The organism is Woronichinia naegeliana WA131 (assembly GCA_025370055.1).
Taxonomy (GTDB): Bacteria; Cyanobacteriota; Cyanobacteriia; order Cyanobacteriales; family Microcystaceae; genus Woronichinia; species Woronichinia naegeliana.
In genome coordinates this window covers 3,834,846-3,849,415 of record CP073041.1, presented here as the reverse complement: position 1 = coordinate 3,849,415, position 14,570 = coordinate 3,834,846, and the positions used below count along the sequence as shown (strand labels likewise).

Here is a 14,570-nt window from a genome sequence, read left to right as displayed (position 1 = left end):
CGATCAACGTTATCCCTTAATGATTCGAGTAGAGGGCATGACCGCAAAGGAGGCCAAACAAGCTCTTTTGATAGTCAAAGAGAATGCCTCAGTTTTTTTAACCCAGTGGGAAGATATTCATGGATAACACAACGTTTGATGACCTGGCTTTTAGGGAGCAGTTTACCCAAGCTCAAACGGCGGCCAAAATCGCTAATATGAGTGAACCTAGAGCAGTTTCTGCGATGTATGATGCGACCAACTATTTAGTTGTTATTCATTTAAAAAATGGGTCTATTTTCAGTTTTCCGCCAGCGATCGCCCAAGGATTAACAGAAGCCAGTCCAGAGGATTTAGCCAGGGTGGAATTGACTCCATCGGGAGATGCTTTACACTGGGAAAATTTAGATGCTGATTTGAGTATCCCTGATTTATTGATGGGGGTATTTGGCTCAAAAAAGTGGATGGCTAAATTACAACGACAATGGTTAAATCAACAGGCTTCCTAAATCCAATAAGGGATAGTTCACCCAACTGCTATATCTCCGTTTTGAAAGAAAAGAAGCCAAAGACAAGGAAAAGCGGCTAACTTCTTCCAATCCATTCAAAAAATCTCTAAGGGAATCATAAACTATGCCACCAACGATTGTTGAAACCGACTTGAAAGAAATTTTAGGGCGTGTCATCAATCAGCAATTCCAAATTCAGAATGTAGCTAAAGATACAAAATCCCTGAAGTGCTTACGGTCAAGGGGTTTAATGCCAATATTTAGAATCAATGTAATGCTCTATTTAGTGATTGATCAAGTTTGTTTGCAGGTTACTGACTCTCTAAGAGACCGAGATTGGAGGAGGGAATGCAAAAAAACTCAGAGATTAGGTTAATATCTCTTGCATCCATAAAAACAAGATCATGTCTGTATCCTATGTTACCGTTTGAATTTGGAATTGCTGCACATTTCTTTCGTTTTTTGACTTTTTCAGCAAGCCCTACTTAATTTTTTACCCTTTTTTCTCTTAATCGGTGTTTCACTTCATTTATGAATTTTGGCAATTCCTTGATATCCCTTGTCCGCTATCATTTTTATCAAATCTCCTACTCTTACTCCACTATTTTGGAATAGCTTGAAGTCATGCACTCTCCCTTTACCACTCGCTAGACAGATGATTTTCTGGCTTTTTAGGTCAACAATTATTTGCGTCTTTAATGTATGTTCTTTTTGCTTCCCACTATAATAATTTTTCTGATTTTCTTTTGGTTTTTCTATCGGACTCTCTGTTACATCAATTGCCACTACTTTTTCTTCTGTCCCTTTTTGACGTAACTCTTTCTTTCCAGGTAGACTGAATACTCCTGAGCGAATTAAGCTATTTTCGATTTTCTGAGTTGTACGACACACCGTTGATTCTGATACTCCCCAGTCTGTTCCAATATGGTACTGTGTTCTATATTCTCTTAAATATTGAAGGGCCATTAAAACTTGATCTTCTATTCTCAATTTACACGGACAACCAACCTTCTTTTTTTTTCTCCTCATTTTTGACCAACTCTACCATTCGCTTAAATGTCGGTTTTTGAACCCCTGTCAGTCTCTTGAATCGATTTGCTGATAGTTTTCTTGCCTTGCTATATTCCATAATTAAATTACGATGAGTGATTTTAGTTTCCACTTTCACGATAGCATTTTCTGTTTTTATACGGTAAATTTATGCCACTGTTTGTATAAAACGTATTTTAGTTAACCCTTTATTGTAACATATAATATTTATGCAAGAGGTCTAATGAAATATCTTGATTGTTATCCTTTAAGTGCGGCTCCGATGATGGACTATACCGATCGCCATTGTCGTTATTTTTGGCGACAGATTAGCCGTCGAACCTTGCTCTATACAGAAATGATTACCACCGCAGCCATTTTAAGGGGCGATCGCCAGAAATTATTGGCATTTTCCCCAGAGGAAAAACCTCTGGCCTTGCAATTGGGAGGCGACGATCCCAAAACCTTAGCCGAATGTGCCCAGATTGGCCAGGATTGGGGTTACGACGAAATTAATCTCAATGTGGGTTGCCCCAGCGATCGCGTTCAGAATGGACAATTTGGAGCTTGTCTAATGGCGCGACCTCAACAAGTGGTCGACTGTGTGGCCAAAATGCAGCAAGCCGTTTCCATCCCGATTACCGTCAAACATCGAATTGGCATTGATGACAGAGATAGTTACGAAAAGCTGGCCGAATTTGTGCAAATAGTGGCCGAAGCCGGTTGTCAACGCTTTACTGTCCACGCTCGCAAAGCTTGGTTAACGGGTCTAAGTCCCAAGGAAAATCGCACCATTCCACCGCTTCGTTATGACCTGGTTTATCGACTGAAACAAGACTTTCCTCAACTTTGCATTGAAATTAATGGCGGCATTACTACCATCGCGCAAGTTAAAGACCATCTGCAAGCCGTTGATGCGGTGATGATTGGTCGTGCGGCCTATGATAATCCCTACCTTCTCGCCACCGTTGATCGCGATATTTACGGGGAAGATCGGATGCCGCCCACTCGTTCCGAAATTGTTGCGAGCATGTTGCCCTATATCGATCATTGGGTGCATCAAGGCTTGAAATTACATAGTATTAGTCGGCATCTATTAAATCTATTTAGTGGTCAACCCCGTAATAAGGCTTGGAAACGCTATATTAGCGAAAATTCCTGTCTGCCTGGTGCGGGTATTAACATTATTGAAACCGCGCTAGAGAAAATGTCCCTAGGGGAGGATCGAACTTAAACTACCCTTATTTTCTCTTGTTTTTTTTGCGAATTCTAATTTTTATTGTAACGATCTATTAAGCTGTTATTTTAAGAGTAGAGATTGAGTGAGAAAAACGTAAGTTCAAACTCTCTAGAATGTTTAAAAGTACATTATATGTGGGATAGAACCCTCATTAAAAACGTTAGATAATGAGGAGAAAACTAACCTAGTGGATGATAACAGGAAAGAGCAAAGTTTGTTATCTTGAAAAAAGTTAAGTATTTTTCCCACACTATTATTGAATCTAAAAAAGGACAGGAAGCTAACACATGGTCGCAAAATCAGCCAAAATTGTCTCTCCAGTAACCGCCTTATCTGCAAATTTGAATGTGGCACCGGCCTTGGTCTTGCGATCGCCCCTAGGGGAAACGGGAAAAGCGATCGCGGCTCTGGGGAAACGACCGTTGGTGATTGGGGGACAAATGACGCTGGATTTAGTCCAAAAATCCCTCACTAAGCTGTTTGAGTCTCAGCAATTAACAGCCTTAGCCCAAAGTTATGCTCCTGATTGTTCCGAATCTTCCCTTGCCCATCTGCAAGCCGCCGTTAAAAATCACCAAGCGGATCTGATTATTGGTATTGGTGGTGGCAAGGCTCTTGATACCGCTAAACTGGTGGCCCACGCTTCCCAATTACCGGTTATAACGATTCCCACCGCCGGTGCTACCTGTGCGGCCTGGACGGCTCTGTCTAATGTCTATAGTGAAGCCGGAGCTTTTCAGTATGATGTCCCCCTACGCCGTTGTCCCGACCTTCTAATCCTCGACTATGAATTGGTGCAAACGGCCCCTCAACGAATGCTCATTGCCGGTATTGGGGATGCGATCGCCAAATGGTATGAAGCCTCCGTCAGCAGTGGCCATTCCTCTGATACCTTAACCATTGCAGCCGTTCAACAGGCCAGGGTATTACGGGACTTGTTATTACAAAAATCGGCGGAAGCCCTACAAAATCCAGGCAGTCAAATCTGGCGGGAAGTTGTTGATGCAACAGTTTTATTAGCGGGAGTGATTGGGGGATTAGGTGGCGCAAATTGTCGGACGGTCGCGGCCCACGCCGTTCATAATGGTTTAACTCAATTGCCCTTAGCCCATCATGCTTTGCACGGGGAAAAGGTAGCCTACGGTATTTTAGTACAACTACGACTAGAGGAATTGCTGGCGGAGAATCAGTTGGCCCTCTCCTCCCGTCAACAATTACTCAAATTCTATGGTGAGATTGGCCTACCGAAAACCCTAGAGGAGCTGGGTATGGGAGCAATCACTATGACGGAATTACGACAAATTGCTGAGTTCACCTGTCAATCTACTTCCGATATTCATCGCTTACCCTTTAACGTTACGCCTGAACCTCTTATGGCTGCAATGGTTTCGACCACTGGTATTTAGTGTCTGAGTTCTACAGTGACCCTAGCCCTCTGAGCCTTCTGACAAACTAGGATCAACTGTACTGAGATTGCTGCGATTGAACATACCTAATCGGGAAGGATTTTGTAAATTTAACTGATCCATCGCCCATTGAGCCGTTTCTTGAACCCCACTATCGTGGTCATGAACTGCAAAGGAAAGCTGTTGACTAATTTGAGACATTAAATCATAGAGACGGGTTAAATCTCGGATCGCATTTTTTCGTACCTGAGGATTTTTGTCCTGCAAAGATAGAGCTAAGGCCTGATTCATCGGCTTTAGAGTGCGTGTACTGATCTGAGATAGGGCCTCTAGAATTAAATTCCGCTCTTGGGAATCAGTACTAATCATTAAGTCAACTAAGGGCTTAACGGCCCGTGAATCCCCCTTTTGAGCCAATTCCCAAATGACTTTACGTCGTTTTCGGGCATCGGTTGTACTTAAATCCGTAATTAGTTGCTCCACAAACTCTGTTTTACGGATCCGTTGGGTTGTTTGCAGAGGGAGATTGTTTTCCTCAGAACTCAGAGAAGGCATGAGGGGCGTAAGGGGAAGAGGTGCGGGAGTCTGGGATTGAGTTGTATTTGCGGTTGCTTTCAATTCCCCAGCTTGTAGTGATTGCTGTAAAGGTTCAAGTTGTTGACGACGTTCCAGGACTTCCCTTAAGAAATGTTGCTGGGATTGATGGAAAATAAGCAAAAAAATGCCAAATAAAGCAATCATCATCACCATGACGCCTAGCAATAATAACCAGAGGGGCGGAAATTGTTGCTGGTTGATGACTTGATAAGTGTCTATATTAAATAGTGCCTGCCGAGCATAAATATCATTGGGGTTCAACTTCAAGGCTTCTTGGAAAAATCGACGGGCTTCAGCATAACGACGAGATTGAGCAGCCCCATAACCCGATTGCATGGTGAGATTGTATTGTTTTCTGACTTCCGGCGATAGAGGTTCAGGCTTGGTGTTTGAGCCTAGGTCATTGGGGGTAGGGCTTTGGGCCAAAACGGATAGGGATCCTAGGGCGATCGGCTTTGTTACTCGCCCTGGAGCAATAACAACAAGTACTGTCCAACCGATGAGACTACAGACAATTAAGCGGGTAAGACGATTGGGGGTGATAACCATAGAGGGCTGCTTGGACAGACAACGATATTTAGTACAAAACTTTTTTATTCAGGCTTTGGCTTGATAATAACGTTCAGCTTACCAGAAAAATTGGTTTAAAGCCCTGTCCTTCTAGGACAACTTGATTAGGGAGAGCGGCGATTCAAGGCTTATCTCTCTGTGATACAATATCAAAAGGAAAGCAGGTTGTCACTATCAAATCTATACCAATAAACTACAAAACGTCGCATTTACTTCATTATTTGGGTGCGTAAGGGTTGCTTGAAATGATGCGTTAACGTACTGAAAGAATTGTATAGAAAATGAGAAAAATAATAGTCATTTAATCATAAAAAACGACCTCTCCCCAATTTTCGCAAAGGATTAATCGAGAAGTTTTTGCAATATCTTACCCATCCACTGAGACTGAATTTTTAACTTTTTCTTTAGCTTTCTTGACTCACTGTTTCCTGACTTAATTTTATAAGCAAAATTCTAGTTCTAAGTCATAATAGATAGAAAGGCAAAGTCAGCAAGGTAGCGTTAACATTATGCAACAAGATACTAACCCTTGGACGGAAATGGCCAATCCCTTCGGCAAACTTTGGCTAGAAACAGGAACTCAGATGTGGAAAAACTGGTTTGATCTGATGGGTAAGCCTAATATCCCTAACCCCATTGAGCAAGGTCAGCCCGCATTTCAACACTTTAGTCAACAAATACTCACGAATCAAGCTCTATACGCTCGTCTCCTAGAAACGTCCTTCAACACCTGGCAAGAACTTTTTCCGAAAATTGAGGCGGGACAAAATTGGCAGCCATTATTGGGTCAATATCTTGCCCAGGTTCAGCAGCAACTCCAACAGTCCGCAATCGCTTCTGGCAAAGTTACCCAGGATGTGAGTGAACTCTGGCAAATGTATCTCAAAGAAGTACAAAAATTCAATCAACTTTGGCTAGATTCCGTTACCGCATCACTCCAGCCCCTCAGTCAAACCACGACGGGAAGCAATAAGCCCTGGCTAGAACTCAATAATCTCTATTGGAATTTGCTCTACGAGGAAACCTTTGGCAGTTTAATGCAAAGTCCTCTGTTGGGGCCCACCCGTGAGATTAATGGCAAGTTACTGAAAACCTTTGATGTGTGGACGGAACTGTACCGAGCCAGTGTTGATTATCAAATTGTGCTTGCCGATGTTCAATATCGTTCCCTAGAAGCCCTCATGCAGGAGTTAGTTACCCTCTACGGACAGGATAAAAAAATTACGGATTGGCGGGAATTCCAGCAAATTTCCAGTGTTATCGCCGATCGCATTTTTGAGGAAACCTTCCGTCAGGACGACAATCTGCGCATACGGGGAAACTTTATCAATAAGCTCAACAGCTATCGTCTGCAACAACAGATCTTGATGGAAGAGTGGATGAAGTTGATGAATCTACCGACTCGCAGCGAAATTGATGAAGTTCATCAAAATATCTATTCTCTTCGCAAAGAAGTTAAACAACTCAAGAAGCAATTGGCACAAATTGAATCCGTTGAATCCCAGATTTCAGCCGATCCTTCCTAATGCCCAGGCTAATCAAGAATCGGGTGCGACCTTTAGTTGATAAAAGCTGTTGTAATCAGGGTTCTACAGGGAACCCATATTGATCAAGTTTTGCCCAAAATTGACTCCATCGTTCCTTGGTCAATACCAAAGCTCGTAGGCTCAAAATAATTCCTGCTCCTTTTTCCTTCCATCGCATCCCTGAACAACATAATCGTTGTTTGACCAACGTCTTACAAGCTGCTTCCGTAACACCTGAACCAATCGGATACTTTTTCTCTATGTATTCAGCATAATCCATTTGATGCTGATGATTCTCGTAATAAGTAATCGCCGCTTGTAGTTTCTCGGTAAGATTCTTAGAATGACTTTTTTCTTCTTTGACTTCTTTCATCAGATTTAGCAGTTCTCCTGCTTTTCCTTTTTCATGCTTGAGTTCTCGACAATTTTCAGTCAACCATTCTTTTTGTTTTGACACGGTATTCGGATGCAACGCTTCTGCCAAGGCACCTAAGTAACCAGAGGCATGATAGAAATCTAATATCTGTTCTTCCGTTTGCTTTTCTAAAAACTTCCAATTTGATTCTGCCCCGTCTGCTATCCCGACCAATGTTGCCTCTGGATAACGGTTTTTCGCTCGCTCAATTTCTCTTTCTAATCTTTCTAGAAAACTCTTTTTTCCATACTCTGGTGCCGCACCTAGATAGATTGTATGTTGACGTTCGCCTTCACTATCGTATAGGGAAACGGTTCCCACCATTGCTTCACGGTAGCCATCCTCACACATCAGCATACAGGTTCCATCTAATCCTATTCCCACTGTTGCAATTTGGCTATCCTCCTTGGGCGGGGCATAACTCCACGCTTCTTCTTTTGCCTGTACCACACTTCCTACTGCTTCACTCAATCTTTGGATATAGGATAGCGCTACTTTTCTACCATGATTTTCTAATAAATCATTTTTCACCTCTTTGCCTGCCATCCCTGACATTTTTGAGGATACCTGTTTTGCCAATAATGGCGTTGATGTTATGATTATCCTTGCTTCTCTTTCTAAGGGGCAATACGTTTTTCCTCAAAGGTGAACGCTGATATACATGACGATTCACTATAACCTCACCATAAGGTGTTTGATATTCTTTCGGTTGCTCTCCCTTACTCTTCCAGATTTCTTCACCGATTTTTAAGGGTGAACCATCTGTATCTAAATATTTCAAGGCTTCTTTGCTGGCGATGCAACCTACTTCGTTTAAGCCTTTTTGAATATTTATTTCTGTATCCAACATTGAACGACTTAGTTCTAATGTTAGTTCTATTTTTATCTTTGAACCCTCTACATTAATTAGTTTTGCTGTCATCATTGTTTCCTCTTTGTCACTTTTCATCTCATGTTAACACTTTTCTTTTCCTTCATCAACTAAAGGTCACACCCTCAAGAATCAGGCTTTTCCTCTGCTTTTTATCATTAACTGGATGAGAATTATGCTACCGTTTTTAACGCAAATGCGAATTGAAGAATCCACCCATGAATATGTTGAATTAACCAAAAAGGTGGTTAAGGGAATTGAAAATTTGAGTAATCTCACGGAAGAGGATATTCAAATCGGTGTAACCCCCAAGGAGGCGATCTATCAGGAAGATAAAATTGTTCTCTATCGCTTTAAGCCGGTGGTTGAACATCCCCTGGCCATTCCGGTTTTGATTGTCTATGCCCTGGTCAACCGTCCCTATATGGTGGACTTACAGGCTGACCGTTCCCTGGTGGCCAATCTACTTAAACTGGGCATTGATGTCTATCTCATTGATTGGGGCTATCCCACTCGCAGCGATCGCTGGTTAACCTTGGATGATTATCTCAATGGCTATATCAATAACTGTGTGGATGTGATTCGAGAACGGCATCATCTTCCTAAAATTAATTTACTGGGGGTTTGCCAAGGCGGAACCTTTAGCCTTTGTTATGCAGCCATTTACCCCGAAAAGGTTAAAAATCTGATTGTTATGGTCGCTCCGGTTGACTTCCACCAACCAGAAACGCTATTAAATGCCAGGGGTGGTTGCACCATCGGAGCCGAGGCAGTGGATATTGATCTGATGGTGGATGCCTTGGGAAATATTCCAGGCGATTTTCTCAATCTAGAATTTTTGATGCTGAAACCGTTACAGCTAAGTTATCAAAAATATTTAGATATGCCAGAAATCATGGAAAGTGAAGATAAATTAGTTAACTTTCTCCGCATGGAAAAATGGATTTTTGATAGTCCTGACCAAGCCGGAGAAACCTATCGCCAATTCCTCAAGGATTTCTATCAAGGGAATAAGTTAATTAAGGGGGAAATAGTGATCGGCGATCGCCCGGTTCATCTTAGCAATTTAACCATGCCTATCCTCAATCTCTATGCCGAAAAAGATCATTTAGTGGCTCCGGCTTCTTCCCTGGCCCTGGGAGATTACATCAACAACGAGGATTACACCGTTAAATCCTTCCCCGTCGGTCATATTGGCATGTATGTCAGTGGTAAAGTCCAACGAGATCTGCCCCCAGCGATCGCCGATTGGTTAAAATCCCGTCAATCCTAAATAATAGATAACCCCTCTCAAAACGGGAGGGGCTAACATCTCAACATCATTTTTCATCTAGCGACGACGGGAACGCTGTCTTCTACGGGTGGCTTCCTTACGTTTCCGTTTTTCCTGAGGTGTTTCAAAGAATTGGTGTTTCTTGAAATCTGTATAAATGCCTGCCTTGGCGACTTGGCGTTTGAAGCGACGTAAGGCTGATTCGATGGGTTCGTTTTGACCGACGACAACTTGAGTCATTCCTGAATTTTTAAACCTCCTAATCAAGGATATGGGATGGGGGGGGAACTATTTTTGTTTGTGAACAAAGTACCCCTAGCCTATCCATATTACTTGTTTTTGACCCCTTAGTCATCTTCCTGGTTATAATTTTTGTCAGGCTTTAGAGAAAAATTCTCCCTCGTTTTAGCTTTTTATTTGAGTTCATCAGCTTCTTGAAGAAGCCAAAAGCCCGCAAACGACTCTGATTCAGGACGATCTTGAATGGCGAGAAAATGGAGATTATGGGCTTGCGCCTTGCGTTGTTCAAAGCCCTGGGCCTCGGCCACGGTATTGGCATTGGTCATATTGGCTAAAATCCAACTGTCACTGGTTCCCGTCTCTAGGCGAATCATGGGTTGAGGGGTTTTGCTGAAGCTGAGATAGCCCAATTCTAATCCCGACAACCAACCGGCAAAGGGCAGCGATCGCGGTGAAAAGAGAATTAAGCCTGGAATTGAAGTTTCTGGGGTGACACCAAAGGCGGTCAAGGGAAAACTTTCTCCAAAGCTAATCTCCCATTCGGGTAAATCTTCAAAGGCCGCTACTTCCAAGCTAACTAAGGCCCATTGATCCCCGCGATCGCCGCGAATCGCATCGGGTAGGGGAATAGCATTCAAAGCTGGATATTGAACCGATGTATTTTTGACTAATTGGGGATCATAGCCTGGTTGCTGAGGATAAAATTCGACTAGACGTTGATTGAGCCACTGGTTCAAGCTATAGGTACGACGACTGGGGGCTGGAGGAATCCCTAACTCCTCACAGGCTTTACTGATCATGTTATTCATCTGCCGTCGGAAAAAGCGTATCTTTTGGGGCATTTCTCCTGATTCGGCGATCGCTGCCTTAATCGCTTCTTTGAGCCAAACAGAGTTAACGGTACTGCTCGGACAAAATTGGCTATAGCGAAATAGGGACTCTGGTAACTGTCGGGGAGACTGGGGGGACTCGCAAATCAATACTTCCCATTGTTTTTTTTGCTCTTCATCTAAAATTGGGCGCGAATAAAAATCTAATTCCCAGATAGTTCCCATTTTTGAACTTAAACTCCTTAGCATTCATATAGTGCCAGTACCAATTCGGCTTACCAGTTTTACCCAGACCGTTGGCCAGATCTCATTATAGGACGACAGGAGAAAAGCTTTGGTCAACTATTGCTTTACCCAAAAAGGCGGTTATGCCGCGGCAATTAATATCTCAACTCGGTCAAGACTTAAGTTCTATTCTGATTCACCACGACAGAGAGAACCCGTTTTAATTTGACCCGCACGGGTGGCCACCGCCAAATCAGCGGAAATAATGTCATCTAAGGATTTTGATTGCGATCGCATTTTTTAGTTTTCCATAACAAAGTCTCTAATCATTCGATTGTTGTTTAAACCATTCAATAATTTTTCCTTCTGAGGTTGTTTGAAAAGTCTGTTCTAAAGATGGAGACTTGGCTATTTCTCGCAATACTTCTGATAGTTCCTGATTATATTCAATTGCTCTTAGAAAAAACTGGCCTTGCTCAATATCAGTAGCATCGAAAAGAAAATCTAAAACTTTATCTCCTTCATGAGTGGCTGTTGCACGCCAAATAAAATGAGGCAAACTATACGACAATACTTCTAAACGTAGTTTACTTTCGATCTCATTAGAATTGAAGATTTCAGATTTTAAGTCATTAACTGTTGTTAAGTAAATATCCCATTCTAATCTTTCTTCAAGAAATGGTATTTTTTCGTTAATTATTAAACTTTCAATGAAAAACCAGTTAAATCTTACAGTAGCATCAAAAACAACCTCGAAGGGAATCCTAATTTTATGATAAAGAGGTATCAATATTAACTCAATAACTGCCCTATAATTACCTCCTTGACTTCCCCATGACGTAGAAATAGAGTCTATTTGTGGTGAATCTTCCGAAGAAATTTTTATCTTATCGAAGTTCATTCTAGAAAAAGGGCCAACCTGATCATCGTGAACATAAATTTTGTCCATTTGAGAAGCTTTCAGCAGAAAACCTGATGACATAAGCGGTTCTATTTGACTGCCAAGATGAAATCCTGTAACAGCAACTGCGTGTCCTCCAATTGTGTAATCGCGTTGATACTGCTCATTTACTTTATATATTGTAAATCCGAGCAAAATAGGAATTTGTCCGCGCAAATAGGCATACAATGTGGCTTTTCTAACATACTCCTCACGTGGGTTTAGGCTGAAAGGCTCTAGCCCTACATCTCTAATTGCTTGAGCCATCATCTCGGCTGTCAATCCATCACGATTAGGAAATGCACGAGTGGCTAAAGGAAAACTTTGAAAAGCTTTTTCTGTTATTTTTACGGGTGATGGTATTGAGTGTTGAAACTTTTTTCCAGTTCCTTGAAATACAGTCCATAAAGCACTAGTTGCACAAGCGGCGGCTACTTGATCTTGTTCTTGAAAAGCAAGAGTTTCAACATTTAATGAAATACCGAAAAGGTTAACATTGTATTGTCGAATAATCGGAAAAAATCTTTCTCCGTCCTTTCCCGCATTATTTTTGGGATAAGTACGGAGACAGGTTCGGCCTATAATAGTTTTTGGAAGAGGCTTGACAATAACAAAGCCCAAGTAGCTATCTTGCAAATCTTTTTCAGTTAGTAAGTTATTTTCACAGGCACTTATTAGATTCTTGAAGTCGTCTTCAGTAAATGAACGATCAAAAAAATGAATACGAGTGCAATACCTTTTATAGTCAGGAAAACACCTGACATAATATCCTGCAAAATCCTCTAGAAAATCACGATCAACATAGTTATACTCAACTATAATTGTTCGAGCTTTTAGCGTATCAAAATACTCCTCGAAATACACGATGTAAATCTTTGACTCTATAAGATGAATAGAAGCCTTGGAATTGCCCGCAAGAACGGACTTTAATTCGCCAATAGAGTATCCGACTACTTTGAAGTTTGAACTCACTTTAGGTCAAAAATAAACTAATAAAACGAGCTAATATTTTTCAGAAGATTAAAAATTGCTAATTTTTCGAGAAGCAAGGCTTTTAAGTGTTTCTGCGTTATTTGCTGATGATTGATGAAGACGAGATAACACTTCTTTCGATTCTTTTAGGGCTTTTTCAATAGTCTTTTGACCTTCCTCCGAAGAAACCCATTCTCTAGCTTCTCTAGCTATATCGTGTATATTTTTTTCTAGAGTTGCCATAATAAACCTCTTTTATTGGTATGTGTATCTTAGAAAACAATCTCTGTTGATTTTAGATTATGCCTTTGGATGAGACAAGCAATCAATTAGTTTACAACCCTACATTTATTTTAACGGAATGTAAATGCGTTTTAACAAAATGTAAATCTTTTTTGACAAAATCATTCACTTTTTTTTAATGTAGCCATATATGGTGTTTAATTGTTAAACCATGCCCTATAAACAGCGTAGATCAAGCAAACTGTGTGCCACTTTTCATTGTGGTACTTTTGGGGTTGCACGAAGAAACAGATGTGATGAGAACTAAGTTGGTTGTCCCCGTACCAAGTTTTACTGTCTTTAATTTTTCCATTGCTTAAAAAAGGTGGGTAAATTCCCACCAAATTTTCTAATCTTTAAGATTAACTAGGAATGTTTGGGGCCAAGGCCTAATTTGGGAGCATAAACAGCGCGATCGCCGAGTTCATCTTCAATGCGTAACAGGCGATTATATTTTGCAACCCGTTCACTGCGACAGAGAGAACCCGTTTTAATTTGACCCGCACGGGTGGCCACGGCTAAATCAGCGATCGTGGTATCTTCCGTTTCCCCCGAACGATGGGAAATCACAGAACGGTAACTGTAACGGGTGGCTAGAGAAATGGTTTCCAAGGTTTCGCTTAAAGAACCAATTTGATTGAGCTTAATTAAAATAGCGTTAGCAACGCCCAAATCAATCGATTTTTGTAAACGAATGGGATTTGTCACCATCAAATCATCACCCACTAATTGAGTTTTTGCTCCCAATTTTTCCGTTAAACCTTTCCAACTTTCCCAGTCATCTTCTTGAAGACCATCTTCAATCGAAACAATGGGATATTGACTGACTAACTTAGCTTGATAATCAATAAATTCCTGGGGACTGTGAGGCGCACCATCGTAGGTGTATTGACCATTTTTGTAGAATTCACTGGAGGCAATATCCATGGCTAGGGCAATTTCAGTTCCAGGTTTGTAACCCGTTTTTTCAATCGCTTCAATGAGAATATCCAGGGCATCTTGGTTAGATTTTAAATTAGGAGCATAACCCCCTTCATCACCCACGCCACCGGATAACAACTTGCGTTCTTTTAGTACTTTACCCAAAACCGCAAAGACTTCGGCTCCCCAGCGTAGGGCTTCCCCAAAAGTTTCGGCTCCGACCGGCATGATCATGAATTCTTGAAAATCCACGTTATTGTCAGCGTGCGCTCCGCCATTGATGACATTCATCATAGGAACAGGTAACACATTGGCGAGGGGGCCACCCAGATAACGATAAAGGGGAATTTCAAGTTCCGCCGCCGCCGCTTTCGCATTGGCCAGGGAAACAGCCAAAATCGCATTAGCACCCAACTCTTTTTTATTGGTAGTACCGTCACGCTTGATCATGGTCTGGTCAACGCTTAACTGATCAAAGGCATCTAATCCGATCAGTTCCGGTTCGATCTTTTCGATAATATTACGGACAGCTTTTAAAACGCCTTTCCCGCCGTAACGTTTGGGGTCATCATCCCGCAATTCATGGGCTTCAAAACTGCCCGTTGAGGCTCCACTCGGTACTTGAGCAATGCCAAAGGCTCCGGTTTCTAGTCTGACTTCAGCTTCAACGGTCGGACGGCCACGGGAATCGAGAATTTCACGGGCTGCGATCGCTTCAATTTTGGCAGGGACTTTGCTTAACATT

The 14,570-nt window shown here is 41.8% G+C and carries 12 protein-coding genes and 2 pseudogenes; 5 read left to right on the top strand and 9 right to left on the bottom strand.

The window, feature by feature from the left end:
- Positions 1-119 precede the first annotated feature (119 nt).
- The gene (locus KA717_19415) at positions 120-488 is read left to right on the top strand and encodes a DUF2442 domain-containing protein (protein ID UXE64446.1); all 369 of its coding nucleotides are present in this window, start codon (positions 120-122) and stop codon (positions 486-488) included.
- A gap of 528 nt (positions 489-1,016) precedes the next feature.
- Here the strand turns inward: KA717_19415 and KA717_19410 are convergent.
- Positions 1,017-1,617 (bottom strand): annotated as a pseudogene (locus tag KA717_19410) (transposase family protein).
- A 144-nt stretch (positions 1,618-1,761) separates the two neighbouring features.
- On the opposite strand from KA717_19410, the gene dusA reads away from it, so the two are divergent.
- Entirely contained in the window at positions 1,762-2,751 is a 990-nt protein-coding gene (gene dusA / locus KA717_19405) for a tRNA dihydrouridine(20/20a) synthase DusA (GenBank protein UXE64445.1), read from the top strand.
- 293 nt (positions 2,752-3,044) lie between these two features.
- On the top strand, positions 3,045-4,163 hold the full coding sequence (locus tag KA717_19400; protein UXE64444.1) for an iron-containing alcohol dehydrogenase family protein: 1,119 nt from the start codon (positions 3,045-3,047) through the stop codon (positions 4,161-4,163).
- 21 nt (positions 4,164-4,184) lie between these two features.
- Here KA717_19400 and KA717_19395 read toward each other — a convergent pair whose 3' ends face one another.
- Positions 4,185-5,309 (bottom strand): hypothetical protein, encoded by a 1,125-nt coding sequence (locus KA717_19395; protein UXE64443.1) that lies wholly within the window; start codon positions 5,307-5,309, stop codon positions 4,185-4,187.
- Between the two features lie 530 nt (positions 5,310-5,839).
- Here KA717_19395 and phaE point away from each other — a divergent pair.
- A complete protein-coding gene (gene phaE / locus KA717_19390) occupies positions 5,840-6,856 on the top strand; it encodes a class III poly(R)-hydroxyalkanoic acid synthase subunit PhaE (protein UXE64442.1) in 1,017 nt (338 codons plus the stop codon).
- Between the two features lie 55 nt (positions 6,857-6,911).
- Here the strand turns inward: phaE and KA717_19385 are convergent.
- Positions 6,912-8,193, bottom strand: a pseudogene (locus KA717_19385) (ISKra4 family transposase).
- 124 nt (positions 8,194-8,317) lie between these two features.
- Here KA717_19385 and KA717_19380 point away from each other — a divergent pair.
- Positions 8,318-9,415, top strand: a complete 1,098-nt coding sequence (locus KA717_19380; protein ID UXE64441.1) for a class III poly(R)-hydroxyalkanoic acid synthase subunit PhaC — start codon at positions 8,318-8,320, stop codon at positions 9,413-9,415.
- A 57-nt stretch (positions 9,416-9,472) separates the two neighbouring features.
- Here the strand turns inward: KA717_19380 and rpsU are convergent, their stop codons facing one another.
- The 6 genes from rpsU to eno all read right to left on the bottom strand — a co-directional run bounded on the left by rpsU (position 9,473) and on the right by eno (position 14,569).
- Positions 9,473-9,655, bottom strand: a complete 183-nt coding sequence (rpsU, locus tag KA717_19375; GenBank protein UXE64440.1) for a 30S ribosomal protein S21 — start codon at positions 9,653-9,655, stop codon at positions 9,473-9,475.
- Between the two features lie 173 nt (positions 9,656-9,828).
- Positions 9,829-10,710, bottom strand: coding sequence for a Tab2/Atab2 family RNA-binding protein (locus tag KA717_19370; protein ID UXE64439.1), 882 nt, complete (start codon positions 10,708-10,710; stop codon positions 9,829-9,831).
- Positions 10,711-10,896: 186 nt separating this feature from the next.
- Positions 10,897-11,007, bottom strand: a complete 111-nt coding sequence (locus KA717_19365) for a hypothetical protein (GenBank protein UXE64438.1) — start codon at positions 11,005-11,007, stop codon at positions 10,897-10,899.
- A 25-nt stretch (positions 11,008-11,032) separates the two neighbouring features.
- A complete protein-coding gene (locus tag KA717_19360; GenBank protein UXE64437.1) occupies positions 11,033-12,622 on the bottom strand; it encodes a hypothetical protein in 1,590 nt (529 codons plus the stop codon).
- A gap of 48 nt (positions 12,623-12,670) precedes the next feature.
- A complete protein-coding gene (locus tag KA717_19355; GenBank protein UXE64436.1) occupies positions 12,671-12,865 on the bottom strand; it encodes a hypothetical protein in 195 nt (64 codons plus the stop codon).
- 405 nt (positions 12,866-13,270) lie between these two features.
- The gene (gene eno / locus KA717_19350) at positions 13,271-14,569 is read right to left on the bottom strand and encodes a phosphopyruvate hydratase (protein ID UXE64435.1); all 1,299 of its coding nucleotides are present in this window, start codon (positions 14,567-14,569) and stop codon (positions 13,271-13,273) included.
- Between the last annotated feature and the right edge of the window lies 1 nt (position 14,570).

Bases quoted from the DNA above. Each gene is read 5' to 3' on its own strand.
- eno (UXE64435.1), bottom strand. From the start codon at position 14,569: ATGTTAAGCAAAGTCCCTGCCAAAATTGAAGCGATCGCAGCCCGTGAA.
- KA717_19400 (UXE64444.1), top strand. From the start codon at position 3,045: ATGGTCGCAAAATCAGCCAAAATTGTCTCTCCAGTAACCGCCTTATCT.
- KA717_19365 (UXE64438.1), bottom strand. From the start codon at position 11,007: ATGCGATCGCAATCAAAATCCTTAGATGACATTATTTCCGCTGATTTG.
- dusA (UXE64445.1), top strand. From the start codon at position 1,762: ATGAAATATCTTGATTGTTATCCTTTAAGTGCGGCTCCGATGATGGAC.
- KA717_19355 (UXE64436.1), bottom strand. From the start codon at position 12,865: ATGGCAACTCTAGAAAAAAATATACACGATATAGCTAGAGAAGCTAGA.
- rpsU (UXE64440.1), bottom strand. From the start codon at position 9,655: ATGACTCAAGTTGTCGTCGGTCAAAACGAACCCATCGAATCAGCCTTA.
- phaE (UXE64442.1), top strand. From the start codon at position 5,840: ATGCAACAAGATACTAACCCTTGGACGGAAATGGCCAATCCCTTCGGC.
- KA717_19370 (UXE64439.1), bottom strand. From the start codon at position 10,710: ATGGGAACTATCTGGGAATTAGATTTTTATTCGCGCCCAATTTTAGAT.
- KA717_19395 (UXE64443.1), bottom strand. From the start codon at position 5,309: ATGGTTATCACCCCCAATCGTCTTACCCGCTTAATTGTCTGTAGTCTC.
- KA717_19380 (UXE64441.1), top strand. From the start codon at position 8,318: ATGCTACCGTTTTTAACGCAAATGCGAATTGAAGAATCCACCCATGAA.
- KA717_19415 (UXE64446.1), top strand. From the start codon at position 120: ATGGATAACACAACGTTTGATGACCTGGCTTTTAGGGAGCAGTTTACC.